The 19,583-nt window shown below is 71.9% G+C and carries 21 protein-coding genes and 1 pseudogene; 8 read left to right on the top strand and 14 right to left on the bottom strand.

Annotated features, from left to right (window positions below; translation table 11 throughout):
- The first annotated feature begins 5 nt into the window (after nt 1–5).
- Entirely contained in the window at nt 6–878 is an 873-nt protein-coding gene (locus FYW99_RS08590) for a helix-turn-helix domain-containing protein (RefSeq protein WP_150251691.1), read from the top strand.
- A 308-nt stretch (nt 879–1,186) separates the two neighbouring features.
- On the opposite strand, the gene FYW99_RS08595 is transcribed toward FYW99_RS08590, so the two are convergent.
- The 4 genes from FYW99_RS08595 to FYW99_RS08615 all read right to left on the bottom strand — a co-directional run bounded on the left by FYW99_RS08595 (nt 1,187) and on the right by FYW99_RS08615 (nt 5,170).
- Nucleotides 1,187–1,729: a dihydrofolate reductase family protein gene (locus FYW99_RS08595; protein ID WP_150251487.1), complete on the bottom strand. Its 543-nt coding sequence runs from the start codon at nt 1,727–1,729 to the stop codon at nt 1,187–1,189.
- 239 nt (nt 1,730–1,968) lie between these two features.
- On the bottom strand, nt 1,969–2,760 hold the full coding sequence (locus tag FYW99_RS08605; RefSeq protein ID WP_150251692.1) for an alpha/beta fold hydrolase: 792 nt from the start codon (nt 2,758–2,760) through the stop codon (nt 1,969–1,971).
- Nucleotides 2,761–3,045: 285 nt separating this feature from the next.
- Nucleotides 3,046–4,344 (bottom strand): MFS transporter, encoded by a 1,299-nt coding sequence (locus FYW99_RS08610; protein WP_150251488.1) that lies wholly within the window; start codon nt 4,342–4,344, stop codon nt 3,046–3,048.
- Nucleotides 4,345–4,582: 238 nt separating this feature from the next.
- On the bottom strand, nt 4,583–5,170 hold the full coding sequence (locus FYW99_RS08615) for a TetR/AcrR family transcriptional regulator (RefSeq protein ID WP_150251489.1): 588 nt from the start codon (nt 5,168–5,170) through the stop codon (nt 4,583–4,585).
- Nucleotides 5,171–5,277: 107 nt separating this feature from the next.
- Here FYW99_RS08615 and FYW99_RS31720 point away from each other — a divergent pair, with 107 nt between their 5' ends.
- Nucleotides 5,278–5,454 carry a hypothetical protein gene (locus tag FYW99_RS31720; protein ID WP_190394594.1) on the top strand — a complete coding sequence of 59 codons (177 nt, stop codon included), beginning with the start codon at nt 5,278–5,280 and terminating at the stop codon, nt 5,452–5,454.
- Between the two features lie 44 nt (nt 5,455–5,498).
- Complete coding sequence (locus FYW99_RS08620) at nt 5,499–6,074, top strand: dihydrofolate reductase family protein (protein WP_150251490.1); 576 nt, start codon at nt 5,499–5,501, stop codon at nt 6,072–6,074.
- Nucleotides 6,075–6,106: 32 nt separating this feature from the next.
- On the opposite strand, the gene FYW99_RS08625 is transcribed toward FYW99_RS08620, so the two are convergent.
- Both FYW99_RS08625 and FYW99_RS08630 read right to left on the bottom strand, forming a co-directional pair.
- Entirely contained in the window at nt 6,107–6,604 is a 498-nt protein-coding gene (locus FYW99_RS08625) for a MarR family winged helix-turn-helix transcriptional regulator (protein WP_150251491.1), read from the bottom strand.
- 40 nt (nt 6,605–6,644) lie between these two features.
- Nucleotides 6,645–7,274 (bottom strand): NAD(P)-dependent oxidoreductase, encoded by a 630-nt coding sequence (locus FYW99_RS08630; RefSeq protein WP_150251492.1) that lies wholly within the window; start codon nt 7,272–7,274, stop codon nt 6,645–6,647.
- A 319-nt stretch (nt 7,275–7,593) separates the two neighbouring features.
- On the opposite strand from FYW99_RS08630, the gene FYW99_RS08635 reads away from it, so the two are divergent.
- Nucleotides 7,594–9,210, top strand: coding sequence for an alkaline phosphatase D family protein (locus FYW99_RS08635; RefSeq protein WP_150251493.1), 1,617 nt, complete (start codon nt 7,594–7,596; stop codon nt 9,208–9,210).
- 65 nt (nt 9,211–9,275) lie between these two features.
- Here the strand turns inward: FYW99_RS08635 and FYW99_RS08640 are convergent, their stop codons facing one another.
- A complete protein-coding gene (locus FYW99_RS08640) occupies nt 9,276–9,881 on the bottom strand; it encodes a Uma2 family endonuclease (protein ID WP_150251693.1) in 606 nt (201 codons plus the stop codon).
- A gap of 83 nt (nt 9,882–9,964) precedes the next feature.
- Complete coding sequence (locus FYW99_RS08645; RefSeq protein ID WP_150251494.1) at nt 9,965–10,666, bottom strand: metal-dependent transcriptional regulator; 702 nt, start codon at nt 10,664–10,666, stop codon at nt 9,965–9,967.
- 170 nt (nt 10,667–10,836) lie between these two features.
- On the opposite strand from FYW99_RS08645, the gene FYW99_RS08650 reads away from it, so the two are divergent.
- Nucleotides 10,837–11,598, top strand: coding sequence for a potassium channel family protein (locus tag FYW99_RS08650; protein WP_223838866.1), 762 nt, complete (start codon nt 10,837–10,839; stop codon nt 11,596–11,598).
- A 57-nt stretch (nt 11,599–11,655) separates the two neighbouring features.
- Here FYW99_RS08650 and FYW99_RS08655 read toward each other — a convergent pair whose 3' ends face one another.
- The 4 genes and pseudogenes from FYW99_RS08655 to pabB all read right to left on the bottom strand — a co-directional run bounded on the left by FYW99_RS08655 (nt 11,656) and on the right by pabB (nt 15,950).
- The gene (locus FYW99_RS08655; RefSeq protein WP_150251496.1) at nt 11,656–12,495 is read right to left on the bottom strand and encodes a class I SAM-dependent methyltransferase; all 840 of its coding nucleotides are present in this window, start codon (nt 12,493–12,495) and stop codon (nt 11,656–11,658) included.
- Nucleotides 12,496–12,741: 246 nt separating this feature from the next.
- Complete coding sequence (locus FYW99_RS08660; RefSeq protein ID WP_150251497.1) at nt 12,742–13,137, bottom strand: nuclear transport factor 2 family protein; 396 nt, start codon at nt 13,135–13,137, stop codon at nt 12,742–12,744.
- Nucleotides 13,138–13,196: 59 nt separating this feature from the next.
- Nucleotides 13,197–13,815: pseudogene (locus FYW99_RS08665) on the bottom strand (DUF4291 domain-containing protein).
- Nucleotides 13,816–13,880: 65 nt separating this feature from the next.
- Nucleotides 13,881–15,950, bottom strand: coding sequence for an aminodeoxychorismate synthase component I (gene pabB, locus FYW99_RS08670; protein WP_150251498.1), 2,070 nt, complete (start codon nt 15,948–15,950; stop codon nt 13,881–13,883).
- A gap of 154 nt (nt 15,951–16,104) precedes the next feature.
- Here pabB and FYW99_RS08675 point away from each other — a divergent pair, with 154 nt between their 5' ends.
- Nucleotides 16,105–16,353 (top strand): SHOCT domain-containing protein, encoded by a 249-nt coding sequence (locus tag FYW99_RS08675; protein ID WP_150251499.1) that lies wholly within the window; start codon nt 16,105–16,107, stop codon nt 16,351–16,353.
- A 4-nt stretch (nt 16,354–16,357) separates the two neighbouring features.
- On the opposite strand, the gene FYW99_RS08680 is transcribed toward FYW99_RS08675, so the two are convergent.
- A complete protein-coding gene (locus tag FYW99_RS08680; RefSeq protein ID WP_150251500.1) occupies nt 16,358–17,785 on the bottom strand; it encodes a sugar porter family MFS transporter in 1,428 nt (475 codons plus the stop codon).
- A 194-nt stretch (nt 17,786–17,979) separates the two neighbouring features.
- Between FYW99_RS08680 and FYW99_RS08685 the strand changes: the two genes are divergently transcribed.
- A complete protein-coding gene (locus tag FYW99_RS08685; RefSeq protein ID WP_150251501.1) occupies nt 17,980–18,591 on the top strand; it encodes an HAD family hydrolase in 612 nt (203 codons plus the stop codon).
- A gap of 266 nt (nt 18,592–18,857) precedes the next feature.
- Nucleotides 18,858–19,160: a zinc ribbon domain-containing protein gene (locus tag FYW99_RS08695; protein WP_223838902.1), complete on the top strand. Its 303-nt coding sequence runs from the start codon at nt 18,858–18,860 to the stop codon at nt 19,158–19,160.
- A gap of 116 nt (nt 19,161–19,276) precedes the next feature.
- Here the strand turns inward: FYW99_RS08695 and FYW99_RS08700 are convergent, their stop codons facing one another.
- A complete protein-coding gene (locus tag FYW99_RS08700; RefSeq protein WP_223838867.1) occupies nt 19,277–19,558 on the bottom strand; it encodes a nuclear transport factor 2 family protein in 282 nt (93 codons plus the stop codon).
- Between the last annotated feature and the right edge of the window lie 25 nt (nt 19,559–19,583).

Genomic DNA, 19,583 nt, shown 5'->3' on the forward strand with positions numbered 1-19,583 from the left:
GCACCATGCTGGACCGGCTCAACCGGGCCTTGGAGAAGGTCGAGGAGGACACCGGAACGCCGGTGGACGTGGCGGAGATGGCGCGGATCGCGCTCACCTCCGAGCACCACCTGCGCCGCCTGTTCTCGGCGCTGGCGGGGATGCCCCTGTCGGAGTACGTGCGCCGGCGCAGGCTCACCCTCGCGGGGGTCGAGGTGCTCGGGGGCGGCGAGAGCCTGCTCGACATCGCGGTGCGCCACGGTTACGGGTCGGCCGAGGCCTTCGCCCGGGCGTTTCGCGCCATGCACGGCGTGGGACCGGGCGAGGCCCGCAGGACCGGCGCGGTGCTCGCCTCCCAACCGCGGATGTCCTTCCGCCTGACCGTAGAAGGGAGCACCACCATGCGCTACCGGATCGTGGACAAGGAGGCCTTCCGCCTCGTGGGTCCCAAGGCACGGGTACCGATCGTCCACGAGGGCCGCAACCACGCCATGGAGGAGTTCGTCAGGAACCTGGACAAGGAGGTCCGGGCGCGCGTCGCGGAGCTCTCCGACCAGGAGCCACGCGGCGTCCTGGGTGTCACCGCCGCCCTGTCCCCCGATCGTGAGGAGGGAAGTCAGATCGACTACTACGAGGCCGCGGCGACCTCCGCGCGGGGCGCGGAGGGCATGGAGACACTGGAGGTGCCGAGCGGTACCTGGGTGGTCTTTCCGAAGTCGGTGCCCGTGGCGGAGTGCCCCGAGGGGTTGCAGCACATGTGGGCGGACGCCTTCGGCCAGTGGTTCCCCTCCAACACGGCCTACCGGGCCACCGAGGGACCGGAGATCCTGCGGGTCTCCTACACCGAGGACGGCGCCACCGCCGAGGCCGAACTGTGGCTGCCCGTCGAGCGCGTCTGAGCGCCACGCGGTCCCGTGCCCCACGGCGCGGGGCCGCTGACCGCCGGTGCCCGCGGGATCTGTGCCTGACGGCCACCGGCGGGACCGGCTGTGGCGGAACACTCCCCAGGCGCAGGCGTTCCTCGCCTTGCGGAGGTGGGACCCGAAGACGGGGACGTCGGTCTGAGTCCGTACCAGGTTGCGGACGTGCTCCAGGGGGTGCTGTCGTGCTGGACCGGCGTGTGTTTCACCTGTTCATCGGCCCCTCGCGCAGCGGCACCCACCCGACACGGGTTAGCGAAGTACTACCAGTTGTCGGAGGGCCGCACCTACTTTCGCACGCGAAAGCGGAGCATCGTGACGGCGCCCGACTGGGTGTTGCTGAAAGGCTCCAGGTCGATCCTGTCGAGGCTTGGGGGTGAGAAGCGGACGCCGTCGCCGAGCAGCACCGGCAGGACGTACACCAGGATCTCGTCGACGAGCCCGCGCTGCAGGCACTGGGCGGCCACGTCGGCGCCGAGGATCTCCAGGTTCTTACCGCCCGTGGCGCTGCGTGCCGTGGCAACGGCTTCCTCAAGTCCACAGGTGAGGAATGTGACGGCAGGGTCCGGCTCGTCGGGAGGCTCGTGGGTGAGGACGAACTGTGCTCCCCCGTCGTAGGTGGTGTCCTGGTCGGCCATACGTTTGGCGACCTCGTAGGTGCCCCGACCGATGAGCATGGCGCCCGTGGCCGCCATGACCTCCGGGACCGCGTCCGCAGTCAGGTACTCGGAGATCCAGTCCATCGCGTGGCCAGGACCGGCGATGAAGCCGTCCAGTGACATCGCCCTGTTCACGACCACTTTGCCGGTGCCGATGCCCACATCACTCATACGTCTTCTCCAAGGATGTTGGAGGCCCGAAGCCGAATCATAGTTCAGCCGGAAGGAAGGGCGAGGGCAGAAGTCGCACGCGTATCTGCGGTGGCCCAACGCGAGCGACCGGCATCCGGATGCGCTGGCCGCGCAGCGTCGGGAACGTGCCCGGTACGGAGTGAACGACACGTGGGATCGTCGGTCGTCCCCGGTCCCGGACCGCGTGACCGACCCGGCGATCGTTTGTGGTCACCGCACTAGACACGGGTCCGGCAGCGGTCCAGGAACCGGCGCAGTACCTCGTTGAACCGCGCGGGCCGCTCCAGGTTGGGCAGGTGTCCGGCGCCCTCGATGATCTCCACGACCGAGTCCGGCACCAGCACGTGCATGGACTCGGTGAGACCGGGCGGGGTGAACACGTCGTGCTGGCCCCCCACCAGCAGGGTCGGCGCGGACACCCGGCGCAGCAGGGGCACGTAGTCCTGGCGCCTGGCGCGGCCCAGCAGGGCGGCCGCCGCGCCCTCGGGCGGGGCCGCGTACATCATCGCGCGCACGTGGTCGGCCACCGCGGGCAGTTCGCGCACGTTGTCGGCGGTCATCATGCCCACGAGCATCTCGTCGCCGTAACCGCGCATGCCCTCGGCGCGCAGCCGCTCGGCCAGCGCCACGCGGGCGGCCCTGCCCTGTTCGGTCTCGGCGCTGGGGTTGGTGGCGGCCAGGGTCAGTGAGTCGACGCGGTCGGGGAAGAGCCGGTACAGCTCCAGGGCGATCTGGCCGCCCATCGACAGCCCCACCACGCTCACCACGTCCAGGCCCAGGTGGTCCAGGAGCGCGTCCAGGTCGCGGGCGAAGGTGTCCAGGTTCGTGGTCCCGGGGACGACGGTGCTGTTCCCGTACCCGCGCAGGTCGGGGGCGATCACCCGGTAACCGCGTCCCGCCAGAGCCCTGACCTGGGGCTCCCACATGGTGCGGTCGAAGGGGTGACCGTGGATCAGGAGGGTGGGGTACCCGGCCCCGCGGTCGGTGTAGGTGACGTTGATCCCGCGCACGGAGGCGATGCCCGAGCCGTCACTGCTCGCCGTGTTCGTCGTCTGGTGTGCCACAGGAACCGATGCTATTCAGGCGCGCAAGGGCCCTGGCCACCGAGGGCCCCAGAGGCGGGGCACGGCCGGGCCGTAGGTGGTCCCTCGACACCTACGGCCCGCGGGTACCGCGGCCCGCCGTCCTCGGGCGCGGTACGGCGTGGCGGGCGTGCGCCCGCCACGCGGTGTCCGGACGCGGAGCGCCCGGACACAGGGGAGACGCGCGCGGACGCCGTCGGGTTCGGACGGGATTCAGCGGTGTGCCGTCCCCTTCCGGTCAGGGGACCGGCCGGACCGACGGGTCGAACGGGTCCCGCGCCCGCCGCAGCCCAGGACGAGCGCCGCCACCAGGTAGGGCGCCGCGAACAGGGCGAACGCCAGGGCGTGCCCGGTCATCGCGAACACCCCCGCGTACAGCAGGTAGGAGGCCGTGGTGAGGGCGTCGGTGCCCAGCCCGGCCAGCGAGGTGACGGTGGCCCGGCTGGACCCGGTGATGCGGTCCTGGAGGCGGGCGTCGGCGACCACGCCCGCGGTCTGGCAGAGGCCGAAGCCCACGCCGATCAGCACCCATCCCGCCGGGCTGCCCAGCAGGGCTCCGGCGGCGATGGCGGGCGCGGCCAGGCCCACCAGGACGGCCAGGACCCGTACGGGCAGCCGGGAGGCGGGACCGGCCAGCAGTCCGCCCAGGGGCACGAAGATCCACACCACCAGGACCGCCACGGGGACGGTGGCGGTGGGGACGCCGGACTCGGCGACGAGCAGGGGGACGTACTCGTCCAGCGTCCCCCAGAACGCGGTCACCGCGACCACGAGCACGATCGCGCCGCGCACCCGTCGGCTGGAGCGGGCCTCGGCCAGTCCGCCGCGCAGGGCGTCCAGGTAGCCGGACGGCCCCTCCTCCGTCTCTGCCTCCGTGTCCTCGGCCGTCGCGGCGGCGTCAGCGGACACGGAGCCGCCCGTGGCGGCGCGGTGCTCGGGCAGGGCCAGGGCCGCCAGGGCGCACAGCACACAGGCGGCGACGCTGGCCGAGCCGACCGCCGCGTAGCCGCCGTGGGTCATGACGGGGATGGCCAGCAGGGTGGCGGCGCCGACGGCGGCCACGTCCAGGGCACGGGTCACGCCCATGACCCGGGCGTAGCGGTCGGACGCGTCGCGGTGTGCGAGTTCGGTGTAGACGAGGGCTTCGAGGGCGCCCGAGGACAGGGCGCCGCCCGCACCCCACAGGACGAAGCCGAGAGCGAAGGTCCAGTAGCCGGGCCACAGCAGCCACAGCGTGAACGCGCACGCGGCCAGGAGCGGCGCGGCGGCCAGCAGGTAGCGCCGCGGCACCACGTCGGCCCAGGCCCCGGCGGGGACGGACACGACGACCGAGGACAGCGACCAGAGCACGAACAGGGAGCTGATCTGGGCGACGGTCAGGCCGGTCTCGTCGAACAGCAGCGCGTACAGCGGGTAGAGGAGGACGAACTCCCCCAGGGCCGCGTAGGCGTACAGGGGGCGGGTCAGGCGGGATGGACGCGTGCCGGGGGCACGCGAGGACAGAGCGGTCATGGAGGTCTCTCGGTCGAGCGGAGGCGGGCACCGGGGCGGGGATCGCCCGGGGTGGGCCGCGTGCTCGGGCCGAGGACCGGCTGGGGACTTAATGTCGCTGGAACATGACTCCAGGATAGGCGTGCGCCCGGCGCCGCGACAGGGGGTGTGGACAACCCGCGAGTGGTGCCGTGCCACGCGGGCACACGGGTCCCGCACGCGGCCGCCCCCGCACGGCGGCCGCGTGCGCGCGTCGCCGTCAGTCCGCGCGGCCGGGACCGGGGACGATGCGCTCGACCGCGTCGGTCACCAGGTCGTGGAACCGGTCCTCGGAAAAGAGGTCGGGCAGGGTGAGCCGTTCCAGGATGAGCCAGTTCAGCGCCAGGTAGAGCAGGACGACGGTGGTCGCGTCGCCGGGCATGCCGGAGCCGGTGTGGAAGGCGGTGTTGGCGTCCAGGTCGGCGCGGACGCGCTCGGTGAGCAGCTGGCGCAGCTCCGGCCGCCGGGTGGCCTCCAGGCGCAGTTCCAGCAGGGCCAGGTAGCCGGAGGGGAAGCTGCTGACGCGCCCCACCATCTCGTGCATCAGCTCGGTGACCCTGTCGCGGTCGCGCGGCCCCTCCTGGGCCGCGGCGATCACGTCGCTGTCGGGGTCCAGTCGCTCGTAGAAGCGGTGGCCGACCTGGGTGAGCAGGTCGTCGCGGTTGTTGAAGTAGTTGGACGCCGTGCCGTTGGGGACGGCCGCCTCGGTGTCCACGGCCCGGAAGGTCAGTCCTCGCGCGCCCTCACGGGCGAGCACCTCGATGGCCGCGTCGAGCAGGGCCGCCCGGCGTGCCGGATTCTGCCTCATGTCAGATCTCTCCTCAGAACGAAGTTGACACCACTTCGATCGTAGTACTATGTTCTTACCACTCTAAGCAGAGTACTACGAATTGAGTCAATCTGAGAGGAAACCCCATGCGTGCCGATTCCCTCCGCCTGGACCTGACCGCCGCGCCGTCGGCCGAGGTTCGCCCGAAGGCCATCCCGCCCTTCACTCCTGCCCAGCCCCGGCGCAGGTACCGCGACGAGCGCCCCAAGCCCCGTTCGGTGCGGCGCGCCAGGCCGCTGCCCAAACCGGGCGGTGTCCGCTGACCGCCGCCCCGACCGCCCCGCTGGAACCAAGAGGAGGAACGCGCATGCGCAAGCTCGTGTACTACGTCGGCATGTCCATCGACGGCTACATCGCTGGACCCGAGGACCAGATCGACTTCATGCCGGTGACCCAGGACGTCGTCGACCACATCGTCGAGCACTATCCCGACACCCTGCCCACGCACGTGCGGCGACAGCTGGGCGTGGACGTGCCCAACCCGAACTTCGCCGTCGGCGTGCAGGGGCGGGCCACCTACGAACCCGCTCTGGAGCTGGGCATCACCAGCCCCTACGTCCACCTGCGGCAGTACGTCGTGTCGGAGAGCCTGGCCAGCTCCGACCCGGAGGTGGAGGTCATCTCCTCCGACGTGGTCGAACGGATCCGCGAGCTGAAGTCCCAGGAGGACGGAGAGGGCGGGGACGTCTACCTCATGGGTGGAGGCCGTCTCGCCGGCGCCCTGCTGCCGGAGATCGACTCCCTGATCGTCAAGCTCTACCCGGTCGTCGTGGGGGACGGCGTTCCCCTGTTCCGGACCGGGTTCTCCCCCACGCACTTCACGCTCACGGGGACCCGGGCCCTCTCCGGCGGCATGGTCGTCCTGACCTACGACCGCACGTGAGCATCGGCAGACCCCGCCGGAGGGGGCGCGGGTCAGATCCCGTGCAGCTCGCGGGCCCAGGCCTCCAGCCCGGCGGCGAACCCCTCCCGCTGCTCCGGCGAGAGCCGGTCGAAGGCCCGCAGCAGGGTCCGGGCTCGACTGGCCACGAACGCGCGCATGAGGTCGCGGTGCTCGTCGGCCAGCGATATCAGGGCGCGCCGCCGGTTGGCGGGGTCCTCGCGGCGCGCCACCAGCCCCACCCGGGTCAGGTCGCCGACCAGTTCGCTGACGGTGGAGGGGCCCACCCCCAGACGGGAGGAGAGTTCGCCCATGCCGATCTCCTGGCCGTGGACGAGCTGGGACAGCACCGCGCCGTGCCGGGCGGTGAGGTGGTGGTCGGTGAACAGCCGCCGCAGTCCGGCGGGCATCTCGGCGTGGGCACGGCGGTAGTAGGTCTCGATGAGGGGCACGAAGCGCAGCGTCCCCTCGACCATCGCGCGGTCCGGCACGCGCGTGTCGTCGGCCTCTTCCCGGCCCGCCCCCTGATCCATGCGCCGATGTTACCGGGGGTGTGGCGTGGTCGTCCGGGGCTCAGTCGGCGACGCCGACGGCCCGGCGCACGGTGGCCGGGTCGCCCAGGACCCGCAGCAGCGCGTGCGCCAGGTCCGCGCGCGAGATCCGGTAACCGGAGGGCACGTTGCGGTCCAGGGCCAGGCGGTACTCACCCGTGGCCGGGGTGTCGGTCAGCTGGGGCGGGCGTATGACGGTCCAGGCGGCGCCGCTGGCCTCCAGGGCGGCCTCCATCCGCCCCAGGTCGAGGTAGGCGTCGCGGAAGAGCCTGCCGATCAGCGGCATGAGCAGTCGCTGCGGCAGTGGTGCGCCCGGTTCCTTCGGGCCGACGGGTGAGGCGCTGACCACGGCCAGGCGTGTGGCGCGATCGCCCTCCAGCGCGCTCAGCACCGCGTCGGTCCAGGTGGTGGCGGGAAAGCCGCCCTTGGCGCTCGCGGCCAGCGCCGAGACCACCGCGTCCGTCGCGGAGAGCAGGGAGCGCAACCGGTCGGGTTCGGGGACGGGCATCCGGACCGTCTCCAGCCGCCCGTGGGTGACGGGCAGCCGCGCCGGATCGCGGACCAGGGCCGTGACCAGGTGCCCCGCGTTCAGGGCCTGGTCCACGACGTGGCGCCCAGTGCCTCCGGTGGCGCCCAGGACGGTGATGCGCATGCTGACTCCTCGGGGGGTGTCGGGAGGGTCTCCTGGAACACCATCATAGTTCGGGTATCCGAAGTGTTCGTCCGGGGTCGGTTTCTCGCGCGCGGACGGCCGCCGCATGCGGGCCGCGCGACGAGTTTTCCGGCCCTCCGGCGTGTTGCGGGCCCGACCTGCGCCGCAACAGGCTGTCACCTGCTAGTCACCCTAAGGGGTCCAACGTTCACCACCCGGTGGTTGGGACGTTCCGCCCGCCATGGCCGGATAGAGCACGGTCCCCCGCCCGGCCCGACACGGGGTCGGGTTCCCCCGCGACCCGATCAGGAGACCGTCCATGCCGGGAACCCCCCGCACCCCCGTCCCCGTCGCCCTCCCCGCCGCGAGCGTCAGCAGCACCACCCGGCGCCAGGCCCTGGCCGGCGGCGCGGCCACCCTGGGCGCCGTCGCGCTGGGCACCGCCTGGAGCCCCGGCGCCCGGGCCGACGCCTCCGTCCGCGCCGACGCCGCCACCCGGTCGGGCGGCATCGCCGAGCCCTTCACCCTGGGCGTCGCCTCCGGCGACCCCTTCCACAGCAGCGTCGTGCTCTGGACCCGCCTGGCCCCCAACCCCTTCGCCGAGGACGGGCTGGGCGGCATGCCCGACCGGCGGGTGGAGGTCGAGTGGCAGGTGTCGGAGGACGAGGGCTTCGGCCTCCTCTCCGCGTCCGGAACCGTGGAGACGGGCCCCGACGCCGCCCACTCGGTGCACGTGGAGGCGCGGGGGCTGCGGCCCGGCGCCGAGTACTTCTACCGGTTCCGCGTGGGCAACGAGATCAGCCAGATCGGCCGCACCAGGACCGCCCCGCCTCCCGGGATCCGCACGGACCGGTTCTCCTTCGCGTTCGCCAGCTGCCAGAGCTACACCGCCGGGCACTACAACGCCCACGCGCACCTGGCCGAGGAGGACCTGGACCTGGTCGCGTTCCTGGGCGACTACATCTACGAGACGGGCGGCCAGGGGAGCCTGGGCCGGGGACATCTGCCCGACCGGGAGGTCCGCACCCTGGCCGAGTACCGCGTCCGGCACGCCCAGTACAAGAGCGACGCCAACCTCCAGGCCGCGCACGCCGCCTTCCCGTGGGCGGTGGTCTTCGACGACCACGAGCTGGAGAACAACTGGGCCGACGACCGGTCCAACGGCGAGGACGTCCCGGCCGAGGAGTTCCTGCGTCGGCGCGCCCAGGCGCTGAAGGCCTACTACGAGCACATGCCGCTGCGCTTCGCCCAGAGGCCGGTCGGCCCCGACATGCAGCTCTACCGCAGACTGGTCTTCGGCGACCTGGTGGACGTGCACCTGCTCGACACCCGCCAGTACCGCGACCCGCAGGTGTCCGACGCCGAGCGCGGCGACCCCTCGCGCACCCTGCTCGGCGCCGGGCAGAAGCAGTGGCTGCGGGAGGGGCTGGCCTCGTCGCGGGCCCGCTGGAACGTGCTCGCCCAGCAGGTGTTCTTCTCCCAGCGCGACTTCGCCGAGGGGGAGGCGACCAACTTCAGCAACGACGCCTGGGACAACTACCTCGTGGACCGCGACGAGGTCCGCGACCAGCTGGCGCGCACGCGCAACGGGGTGGTGATCACCGGGGACGTGCACGCCAACTACGTGTGCGACGTCAAGGCCGACTTCGACGCCCCCGAGTCGCCGACGGTGGCCACCGAGCTGGTCGGCACGTCCGTCACCAGCGGCGGCGACGGCACCGAACAGGCCCCCGGCGACGAGGTGCAACTGAGGGAGAACCCGCACATCAGGTTCGTCAACCGCAAGCGGGGCTACGTGCGCAACGTCGTCACGCCCACCGAGTGGACGGCCGACTACCGCGTCGTGGACCGCGTGAGCGAGCCGGGCTCGCCCATCCGCGACCGGGCGCAGTTCGTGATCGAGGACGGTGTGGCGGGCGTGCGCGTGGAGGGGTGATGACGACGGGGGCCGGACGGCGGGTGCGCGCCACCCGTCGCCCGGACCGGGCCGAGGTGATCGGCTCAGCGGCGCTGGATCTCGGTCAGGTCGATGTCGATGGGGAAGGGCCGGGAGGTCTTGAGGCGTCCGCGATGAACTGTGGGCCTGGCGTATCCGCCGGTGGGAGCGAGTTCGTGGGCGAACACCACGGCTTCGCCGCGGTCCTGTTCGATCAGCCAGAAGTTGGGGATACCGGCCTCGGCGTACAGTTGCGGTTTGCGCTCACGGTCACGCAGCTCCGACTCGGGAGAGACCACCTCGACTACCAGTTCCACAGCCTCAGGTGCGAACCAGGTCTGTTCCGTCCCCCCGGTCGCCTGGGTCTGCACCAGGACGAGGTCCGGTTCGGGCCTTTGCCGACGGCCGAGTTTGACGGTCATCTCCCTGCGCACGCGCAGGCGGTCGGGGGCCTGCTCGAACAGGCGCGTGTCCAGGACCGAAAGCACGACCGTGTGGAAGTTACGTTGAGGGGTCACCAGTACCAGGCTTCCGTCGATGAGTTCGGTGTGCGGCGGAAGATCCGGGATGCTGTCCAGGTCGTCGGCGGTGAATCCCTCCGGAGGCGGGGTCAGCGGCTCGTACCGGGATTCTGTGGAGGACCGGCGTTCGGCCACAGGGGAAACGGGCATGTCGCTGCCTCCGGTCGTCGGATCGTTCTCGTCACCCACGGTAGCCACGTCCTTCGGGTAGCGACGGCGTTTCCGGGAAACTCCTACCCCTGGTCGTCGGGGCTGATCCACAGTGCCTCGGCGGCCACCAGCCCCAGGGCCTGGGAGCGCTCGGGGGCACCCTCGTTGCGACCCACGGTGATCTGCATCGACCCGGCGTAGGGGCGGCGCTCGGCCACCTCCACGCGCATCCCGATACCGATCTCGATGTCGGCCAGGTAGCGCAGCAGATCGGGGTCGGTGTCGTTGACGCGCACGATCACGCCGCTGACGCCCTTCTCCGCCTCCGACAGCAGCAGGCTCTCGCGCTCCACGATGTGGCCGTCGCGGGTGGGGATGGGGTCGCCGTGCGGGTCGACCACGGGGTCGCCCAGGTGGTGGGCGATGCGGTCGACGAACTTGTCCGAGACCACGTGTTCGAGGATCTCGGCCTCGTCGTGCACCTCGTCCCAGGAGTAGCCCAGCTCGGCGACCAGGTAGGTCTCCAGCAGGCGGTGGCGGCGCAGCACCGACAGCGCCGCCTTGGTCCCGGGCTCGGTGAGGTTGACCGCGCCGTAGCGGCGGTGCTCCACCAGGCCCAGTTCGCCGAGTTTGCGCAGCATGCCCGACACCGAGGAATTGGATACCGACAGGCGCTCGGCCATACGGGAGATGGTCACCGGCCCGGTGCCGCGTTCCTGGAGGTCGTAGATGACCTTCACGTAGTCCTCAACCGACGTGGACGGTCGTGTCGGTGCGTTGTCCATGACCACAACCGTATCGCGGACGACTCGTCGGCCACCATGTGCGCACCAGCCCTGTGGACAACCCGAGCAGGCCGCAAGGGTACCCGGGTGTGGCCTGGGAGAACGGGGTTTGGTCGAATCGGAGAGTGGAACAGCACAGCACACCCTCTTCCCCCATACCCGCGGACCGCATGAAGCGCTGGCGGTCGGCGACCGAGCTGCCGCTGGTCGTCGCCGCCCTGGTGTTCATCGGCGCCTACGCCTGGCCCGCCGTCGACCCCGACCTGTCCCCGCACTGGCAGGAGCTGTGCGGGGTGCTCATCGCGGTCGTGTGGGCGGCCTTCGCCGCCGACTACGCCGTACGTCTGTACCTGTCACCGGACCGGTGGACCTTCGTACGGCAGAACCTGCTGGACCTGCTGATCGTGGTGCTGCCAGTACTGCGCCCCCTGCACCTGGTCCGGCTCCTGACCGTCGTCTCCCTGCTGCACCGGCACATGTCGGTGTCCCTGCGCGGGCACGTACTGCTGTACACCGCGGGCATCACCGTCGTCATGCTCGTCATGGCCTCGGTGAGCGTCCTGCGCGCGGAGCAGGGTGCCCCGGACGCCAACATCACCACACTCACCGACGCGTTCTGGTGGTCGCTGGTGACGGTGTCCACCGTCGGCTACGGAGACCTGTACCCGGTCACCGGCACGGGCCGCCTGATCGCCGCCTTCCTCTTCGTCATGGGCATCGGTCTGCTCGGCGTCATCACCGGAACTCTGTCCACGTGGCTGGTCCAGCGCGTGGAGGACGACAACGGGACGCGCGAGCGGTCCGCCGACGAGGACACCTCGCGGCAACTGCGTGAACTCACCGAACAGGTCCGCGAGCTGAGGGCCGAGCTGGGCCGCGCCACCGCGGCGGCCGAGCCGACACCGCCGGAGAGCGGGCGCGCCGACCCGTGAGCGACCGGGCCGCTGGTCCCCTGCCCCCGGCCCTGGCGGGACGGCTCGTGTGGGGGGTCACCCCGGGCGGCGCGCGACCACCGAGAAGTTCAGCGGGATCCTGGGGGCGCCCTCGGGCAGCCGCCACCCCTGCGGGCACTCCACCAGGCCGGGAAAGGCGGGCCAGTCCATGAACGGGTGCTCCCCGAGCGCCTCGACGACCAGTCCGGCCCCCAGTAGCGCGCCCGTCACCTCCGCCAGGTCGTGGCGCCACTCGTGGTTGACGGTCTGCGTGATGGAGTCCGTGGGTCCGTCGGTGTAGGTGGCCGCGTCGTCGTAGACGTTGGCGCCCCCGCCGCTGAGGTAGTCGCCGCTCACCTGCCACGGTTCGAAGTCCATGGCGCCCAGGATCGGATGGTCGTCGCGGATCGCGAACACCCCGCCCGGCTCCAACAGGTCGTGGATCGACCGGGCCCACGAGCGCAGCTCGGGCAGCCACACGATCGTCCCGGCGCTGGTCACGACCACCTCGAACGTGCGGTCGATGACCTGGGAGGCGGTGCGCGCGTCGCCCTCGACCCAGGTGACGTCGGCGCCGACGGCGGCGGCGATGCGCCGGGCGTGGGCCAGTGAGTTCGGTGACAGGTCCAGGCCGTGGACGTCCACGGCGCCCAGCCGGGCCCAGCAGACGGTGTCGGTGCCGATGTGGCACTGTAGGTGCAGCAGCGACCTCCCCGCCACCGTGCCGTTCTCCAGGTGGGGCGCGAGCACCGCGAGGTCGTTGCGCACGACCGGGGAGGGGCGGGAGGGGTCCGCGATCAGCCCGTCGACGTCGTACATCGCGGACCGCGCGTGGACGTCGGCGCGCTGGTCCCAGTTCGCGCGGTTCTGGGCGATCGCCCTGTCGTACTCGCTCACGTCTGACCGCCTCGCTCCGTGTACGCGGGAAGTGGTGCGCGCGGGCGGGCGGCGCCCGCCCGCACCGGTGTCCTGTCCGCCGGGGGACGGGGTTCCTCCGGCCGTCGGACGCGCCGCCCGATGGTACAGCTCCGCGTGACCGCCCCGCCGGGATTTTCCGGGCGCGCACCGGCCCGGAGGCACGCGCCTCCGGGAGGCGCACCCCGGTTCCGAGGCATCAGCCCCTCAGCACCTCGGTCAGGCTGGTCAGCAGGCCGCGGGCGTGCCCTGGTGGTAGTACATCCGCCACGCGCCGTCCGCGTTCCGGCGCCACAGGGAGCTGCGCAGGGCCCGCGCCCCGTCGGCCTCGGTGGCGTAGGTCAGGTGCACCAGGTCCGGGGCGAGCAGCCGCCCCACCATGTCGGTGACCCGCACCCGGCGCCGCCCCGTCCCGGCAGTGTCCGGGCCGTCCATGGCGGGCAGCTCGGCCAGCATCGCCTCCCGGTCCCAGCGCCTGCCCGACCTGCCCACCTCGGTGAACTCGGGGTCCAGCAGCTCCCCGGCGAGCCTGCGCGAGGCGCGCACGTGGGGCTCCAGCAGCCGCAGCTCCCCCTCGATCACCCGCTGGACCGCCTCGCCCGCCCCGCCCTCGGCTCCGTACATCCCTCGTCCACCCCTCTGAGCTGTTCGACCACGGTGACACCAACCGGGGCGATCCCTGGTCACACCGCGGCGTCGTGTTCGCGGGCGGGACGCAGGTGGTCCAGCTCCCCCGGCCCGACCGGGTAGGGGCGCTCGACGGGCAGCAGCCGGGTCGCCGCGAGCGTGTCCCCCTCCTGGACCAGTGTGTGCACCCGGCGCGCGAGCGGGGTGACGTCGGTGATCGAGACGATCCACTCGTCCGCGTAGCGCCGCGCGGCCTCGCCCGCCAATCCCAGTTGCAGGGAGCGGTGTTCCAGCGGGGTCAGGTACAGGTCGCGCTCAGGGTCCCACTGCACGCGGGTGGGCGCCTCGCGCAGCCGCGCGCGCCAGGCCTCCCGGTCGGGGTGGACGGCGGGCGTGTGGTGTGACAGGCACGCGTTGCGCAGCGCCCACGCGAAACCCGAGCGGGAGACCTCCACCGCCAGCACGGTCTCCTGGTCCTTCTTGAGCCCCCACCCGCACCGGTACATCATCCACAGGAAAAGACGGCTTGATCCAGGTCATGCGGTCGCGCTTCCAAGCGGAGGGAAAGCGCCCCTCACGCGCGGCGGGCAGCCCCAGGGAGGGGGCGTAGGCCTGGTAGACGGTGACCGTGGTGTCGGTGTGGAGCGCGCGGATCTGGTGCTTGGGGACGTCCATGGGGCCCAGCGTGCTGCCCCGGAACCGGTCGCGGCAAGCGGTTTTCCTCCCCTGGCGGGGGTCGTTCAGCGCGCGCGGGCGGGCACGTCGGCCTTGAGCAGCATCTCCTCGTACTCCTCCTCGGGGTCGGAGTCCAGCACGACCGCTCCGCCCGCGCCGATGGTCAGCTCGCCGCCGCTGAGCACGGCGGTGCGGATGACGATGCTGAGGTCGGCCGCGCCGGAGGAGGACACGTAGCCCAGCGCGCCGGAGTAGATCCCGCGCGCGGAGGTCTCCAGACGGTCGAGGATACGCATGGTGCGCTCCTTGGGTGCGCCGGTCATCGACCCTCCCGGGAAGCAGGCGCGGACCGCGTCCACGGCCGACACCCGCGGGCGCAGTGTGCCCCGCACGGTGGAGACCAACTGGTGCACGGTGGCGTAGGACTCGGTGTACATGAACGCGGGCACCTCGACGCTGCCGACCTCGCACACCCGCCCCAGGTCGTTGCGGAGCAGGTCGACGATCATGAGGTTCTCGGCGCGGGTCTTGGCGCCGGTGCGCAGCTCGCGGGCCGCGCGCGCGTCGGCGTCCGGGTCGCTGTGGCGCGGCGCGGTGCCCTTGATGGGGCGGCTCTCGGCCGTGCGGTCGCCGTCCACGCGCAGGAAGCGCTCGGGCGAGGCACTGAGCACGCTCGTGGGTCCCAGCCGCAGCAGGGCGGCGTAGGGCGCGGGGCTGGCGGCGCGCAGGCGGCGGTAGGAGTCCAGGTCTCCCCCGTCGTGGGGCAGGCGGACCCGGTTGGTCAGGCAGATCTCGTAGCTCTCCCCGGCCGTGAGCTCGGCCAGGCACTCCTTGACGTCGGCGACGTAGTCCTCGCGCGGGCGCTCCAGAAGGCGGGCCAGTTCGGCGGACGGGGCAGCGGCGGGGGCGGGCGCGGGCAGCTGTGGCAGGTCGGTGAGGGCGGTCAGGGTCGCGTCGAGCCAGACGTCGCCGTCGGGGAGGTCGTCGGCGCACACCGCGTAGGTGCGGTTCCCGTGGTGGTCGACGGCCACGAACCGGTCGCAGCGCAGCCACACGGCGTCGGGTTCGGGCGAGGTGTGGGCGCTGTCGCCGCCGCAGTCGGCCTTGAGCTCGTAGCCCAGGTAGCCGACGTAGCCTCCGGCGAAGTCGAAGGGCAGACCGGAGGGCGAGGGACGGGGGACGCGGCGGCCGAGGGCGTCGAAGACGCTGCCGGGCTCGTGGTGCTCGGTGCCGTCCGCGGCGCGCACGGTGACGGGGCCGCCGACGCGGTAGGTGAGCACCTCGCCGGTGGCGGCGCCGAGGAAGGAGAAGCGCGCGGGTCCCTCCGGGCGGGAGCTGTCCAGCCAGAACGCGTACTCGGCGTCCCCGTACAGGCGGGCGAAGGCGGCCTCGGTGTCCACGGCCAGGGGGAGTTCGCGCGTGCGGACGGTCGGTGCGACCGTGGCGGCGGGGGCGGGTCCGGGGCGTTCTGTGTGCTCCGTCGTCGGGGCGCCCCCGCCCCGGGTGGTCGCGTCCCGAGCCGGGGACGGGTCCGGGTGCGCGGCCGGGAGGGCGGTGTGCGGGCGGGCCAGGTCCAGGAAGTTCGCGACCAGCTCGGCGCCGTGCTCGCTGGCCACCGACTCGGGGTGGAACTGCACGCCCCAGCGGGGCAGTGTGCGGTGCTCCAGGCCCATGACCACGCCGTCCTCGGCCCAGGCGGTGGCCGTCAGTGCCTCGGGCAGGGGCTCGGGAACGGCCAGGGAGTGGTAGCGCACGGCGGTGAGCTCCTGGGGCAGGCCCGCGAACAGGCCCGCGCCGGTGTGCCGGATCCGGGACAGGTGGCCGTGGCGGGGCTGGGGGGCCGAGACCACGTCGGCCCCGGCCAGGTGGGCGATGGCCTGGTGGCCCAGGCACACTCCCAGGACGGGCAGCCGGGTGCGGGCCAGGAGTTCGGGGACGCGGCCCAGGTCGCGGGGGTTCTGGGGGCGGCCCGGGCCCGGTGAGACGACCACGGCGTCCACGTCCGCCGGGTCGAGCCGGTCCCAGCGGGAGTCGTCGTGGGTGAGCACCTCGGGGGTCCGGCCGAGGACGCGCGCCAGGAGCTGGAAGAGGTTGTAGGTGTAGGAGTCGTGGTTGTCCACGAGGAGGACGCGCATGACCACCCTTTTCGTCCGGATCGCGACAATCCAGGTTACGGCGATCCGGGCGGGGCGGTTGTCCACAGGCGCGAGGAACCCCTGGAGAAGGGACCCCGACACGGGTACACAAGAAAGGGGAAGAGCGGTTCTTCCAGGAGTGGGGGAGCAGACGATGACCTACGTCATGGCAGCGGTCGTCCTCGTGATCATGGTGGCGCTGGGCGTCTTCTTCGTCGTCACGGTGGCGTCCGTGGCGGGCGCGGCCCGTTCCGACCTCGCCCGCCCGGGACGGAGCCGGGCCCCCGCCGCGCCCGCGCCACAGGCCGTGGACGCGGCGGAGGAGGAGCTGCGGCTCAGATACGCGCGCGGCCAGATCGACCGCGAGGAGTTCCTCCAGCGCAAGATCGACCTGGAGCGCTGAGCCCTCAGCCCCGCATCTCCTCCAGGGTCTTGCCACGGGTCTCCTTCACGAACCTCAACACGAAGAAGAACGACACCAGCGCGAAGAACGCGTACATCAGGTACGTGCCGCTCAGACTCCAGTCACGCAGGCTCGGGAAGCTCACGGTGATGAGCCAGTTGGTGAGCCACTGGGTCGCGGTGGCCACACCCATCGCCGCGGCGCGGATGCGCAGCGGGAACATCTCCCCCAGCAGCACCCACACGACCACGCCCCACGACAGCGCGAAGAAGAGCACGAACAGGCTGGCCGCGCCCAGTGCCACCGCGCCCCAGCCGAACGACAGCGTCACCTCCTCGCCCTGCACCACCGCGTGGCTGAAGGCGTAGGCGGCCAGCGCCAGCGCCACCGTCATCCCGGCCGAGCCCACCAGCAGCAGCGGCTTGCGGCCCACCCGGTCCACCAGCAGGATCGCCACGAACGTACCCACGATGTTCACGATGGAGGTGAACAGGCTCAGCAGCAGCGAGGAAGACTCGTCCACGCCCACCGACTGCCACAGCGAACTGGAGTAGTAGAAGATGACGTTGATCCCGACCAGCTGCTGGAACGCCGAGACGGCCATACCGATCCACACGATGGGCAGCAGACCGTAGCGGCCGGTCAGGTCGCTCAGCCTGGTCCGGACCTCCGAGCCCAGCGCCTCACGGATCTCCCCGATGCGCTTGTCCACCCGCGCGGTCCCGCCGCCCTCCACGTCGGCCAGGATGCGGCGGGCGCGGTCCGTCTGCCCCACACGCACCAGGTAGCGGGGCGACTCGGGGATGAGCAGGCTCAGCCCCAGGTAGACCAGGGCGGGCAGGACCTCGATGCCCAGCATCCACTGCCAGGCCTGGACCGGTCCCAGCATGCCGCTCGCGGTGCCGTCGGCGATCTGGGCGATGCCGTAGTTGACCAGCTGCGAGGCGGCGATGCCCAGCACGATGGCCAACTGCTGCAACGACGCCAAACGGCCCCGGTAGGCGGCGGGCGAGACCTCGGCGATGTAGGTCGGTGCGATCACCGAGGCCAGGCCGATGGCGACACCGCCCAGGATCCGCCAGGCGGTCAGGTCCCACACGCCGAACGGCAGCGCCGAGCCGATGGCGCTGATCGCGAACATCACACCGGCGATCTGCATGGTGCGGATACGGCCGATGCGGTCGGCCAGGGCGCCCGCGACCGCGGCGCCCACCACGCAGCCCAGGAGCGCGGAGGCGACCGTGAAGCCGAGCGTGGCCGGTCCCACACCGAACCGTTCCTGGATGGCCGGTACCGCCCCGTTGATGACGGAGCTGTCGTAGCCGAACAGGAAGCCTCCCATCGCCGCTGCCGCGGCGATCATCGTCACGTGGACGATGTTGGCCTCCCCCTCCGGAACCGACTCGTCCCCGGCCTGTCTGGCTCCGCTCACGTCCCTCGTCCTTCCCCCGTCGCACACTGGTCGTTCCAAGAGTGGACACGCCGGGGAGCCGAGGGTCACGGACAAAACGCCCACGGGCCAAAAGATGTCCATCGTTTGGCCCACAACGTGTATCGGTCACGCGGTGGCCGACCGCGTACGATCTGGACGGGTTCCCGACGGTGCCGCGAGGAAGGTGTGTTCTGTTGACCGTGCTCTTCGACCTGTTCGGCGTCCTGGCCCGCCACCAGTCCGAGGAGGGCAAGGACCGGCTGGTCCGGGTCGCGGGCGCGCCCGCCCCGGCCTTCTGGAAGGCGTACTGGGCGCGGCGCCAGCCCTACGACCGCGCCGACGTGAGCGCCGCCGAGTACTGGCGCGGCGTGGGCGACGACCTGGGCGCGCGCTTCGACGGGGAGCGGACCGCCGCGCTCGTCGAGGCCGACGTCGCCAGCTGGAGCGCCGTGGACGAGACCATGGTCGCCCTGGTCGAGGAGCTCGCGGCCTCCGGTCGGCGCCTCGGGCTGCTGTCCAACATCCCCGAGGAACTGGCCGCCCACTACGAGGCGCACCACCCCTGGCTCGGCAACTTCCACGTGCGCGCCTTCTCCTGCCGCATCCGCCGCGCCAAGCCCGAACCGGACGCCTACAGGTGGTGCCAGGAGGCCCTGGGCGTGGATCCCGGGCGGATCCTCTTCGTCGACGACCGCGGGGAGAACGTCCGGGCCGCGGAGGCGCTGGGCATGGGCGGCCACGTGTTCACCGCCGCCGACGGGTTCCGCGAGAGCCTCGCGCGCTGGGAGTCCGCCCCGAGGAGGTGAGCCCTGCCCGCCGCACACCCCGGGGCCCGGCGGGGCGCCCTCTCCGGAGAGGGCGCCCCGGAAGACGCCGAAGTTCCCAGTCATCCACAGGGCCGTCAGCTTGACCTTGGCGATGCGCCAACCGCCTGCGCGACCTGGACCGAGCCTGTCAGGACCACGGCACGTTCAAGGTGCGGTGGCGCGCCAAGGACCGGTGGAAGCCCTCCTTCCGCTTCCCCGACGGCACACGGATGAGCATCGAACGCCTGGGCCGCAACCCGAGGCGCATGAGCGCCCCGACAGCGCGGTGGGCATTGACCGGGCGGGTGCGGGCTCGTCGCGCCGATTTCGCCGCGCAGGTCGCCCATACGCTGTGTGCCAAGAACGCGGCCCGGCGGACCGGGAGCCGGATCGTGGAGGTTGATCCCGCGTACACGTCCCAGACCTGTCACTCGTGCGGATACGTCGCGGAGGAGAACCGAGAGAGCCCATCGGTCTTCCGTTGCGGCAGGTGCGGGCACACAGCTCATGCGGACGTGAACGCGGCCCAAAACATTCTCACGCGCGGATGGACTAACCCTTCGGGGTGAACCGTGCCAGCCTGTCGAGACCTCTGGGATGCCATGTCGATGAAGCAGGAACCAGCTGCGGCCGCGAGGCGCGCAGCGCCGATCGGGCTGCAAGGCCCGGTCGGAATCTCCCTCGTTCACGAGGAAGAGGAAGTCAACATGTGCTGCGTGGCCTTGAAGGACTCCATCCACGGCGCGGTACCCGCGACCCACGCGTCGGCCGCCAGGCGCGTGGCCGGTTGGCCGAAGCCCTCACCGAAGTCGACCTCGACCTCGTCGGTGAAGCAGGAGCGGAACATCTCCCAGTCACGGGAGTCGGTTCCGGTGGCGTAGCGGGTCTGGACCCCGATGATCTCGGCTCGGTCCAGCAGACGCCTGAGTTCGGCGTCGCGGGGCCGCGTGTGGTGTGTCTGCGTCAAGGGACGTCCCTTTCTGGGCCGCGTC

The sequence above is a fragment of the Nocardiopsis deserti genome, assembly GCF_008638355.1.
Lineage (GTDB): Bacteria > Actinomycetota > Actinomycetes > Streptosporangiales > Streptosporangiaceae > Nocardiopsis > Nocardiopsis alborubida.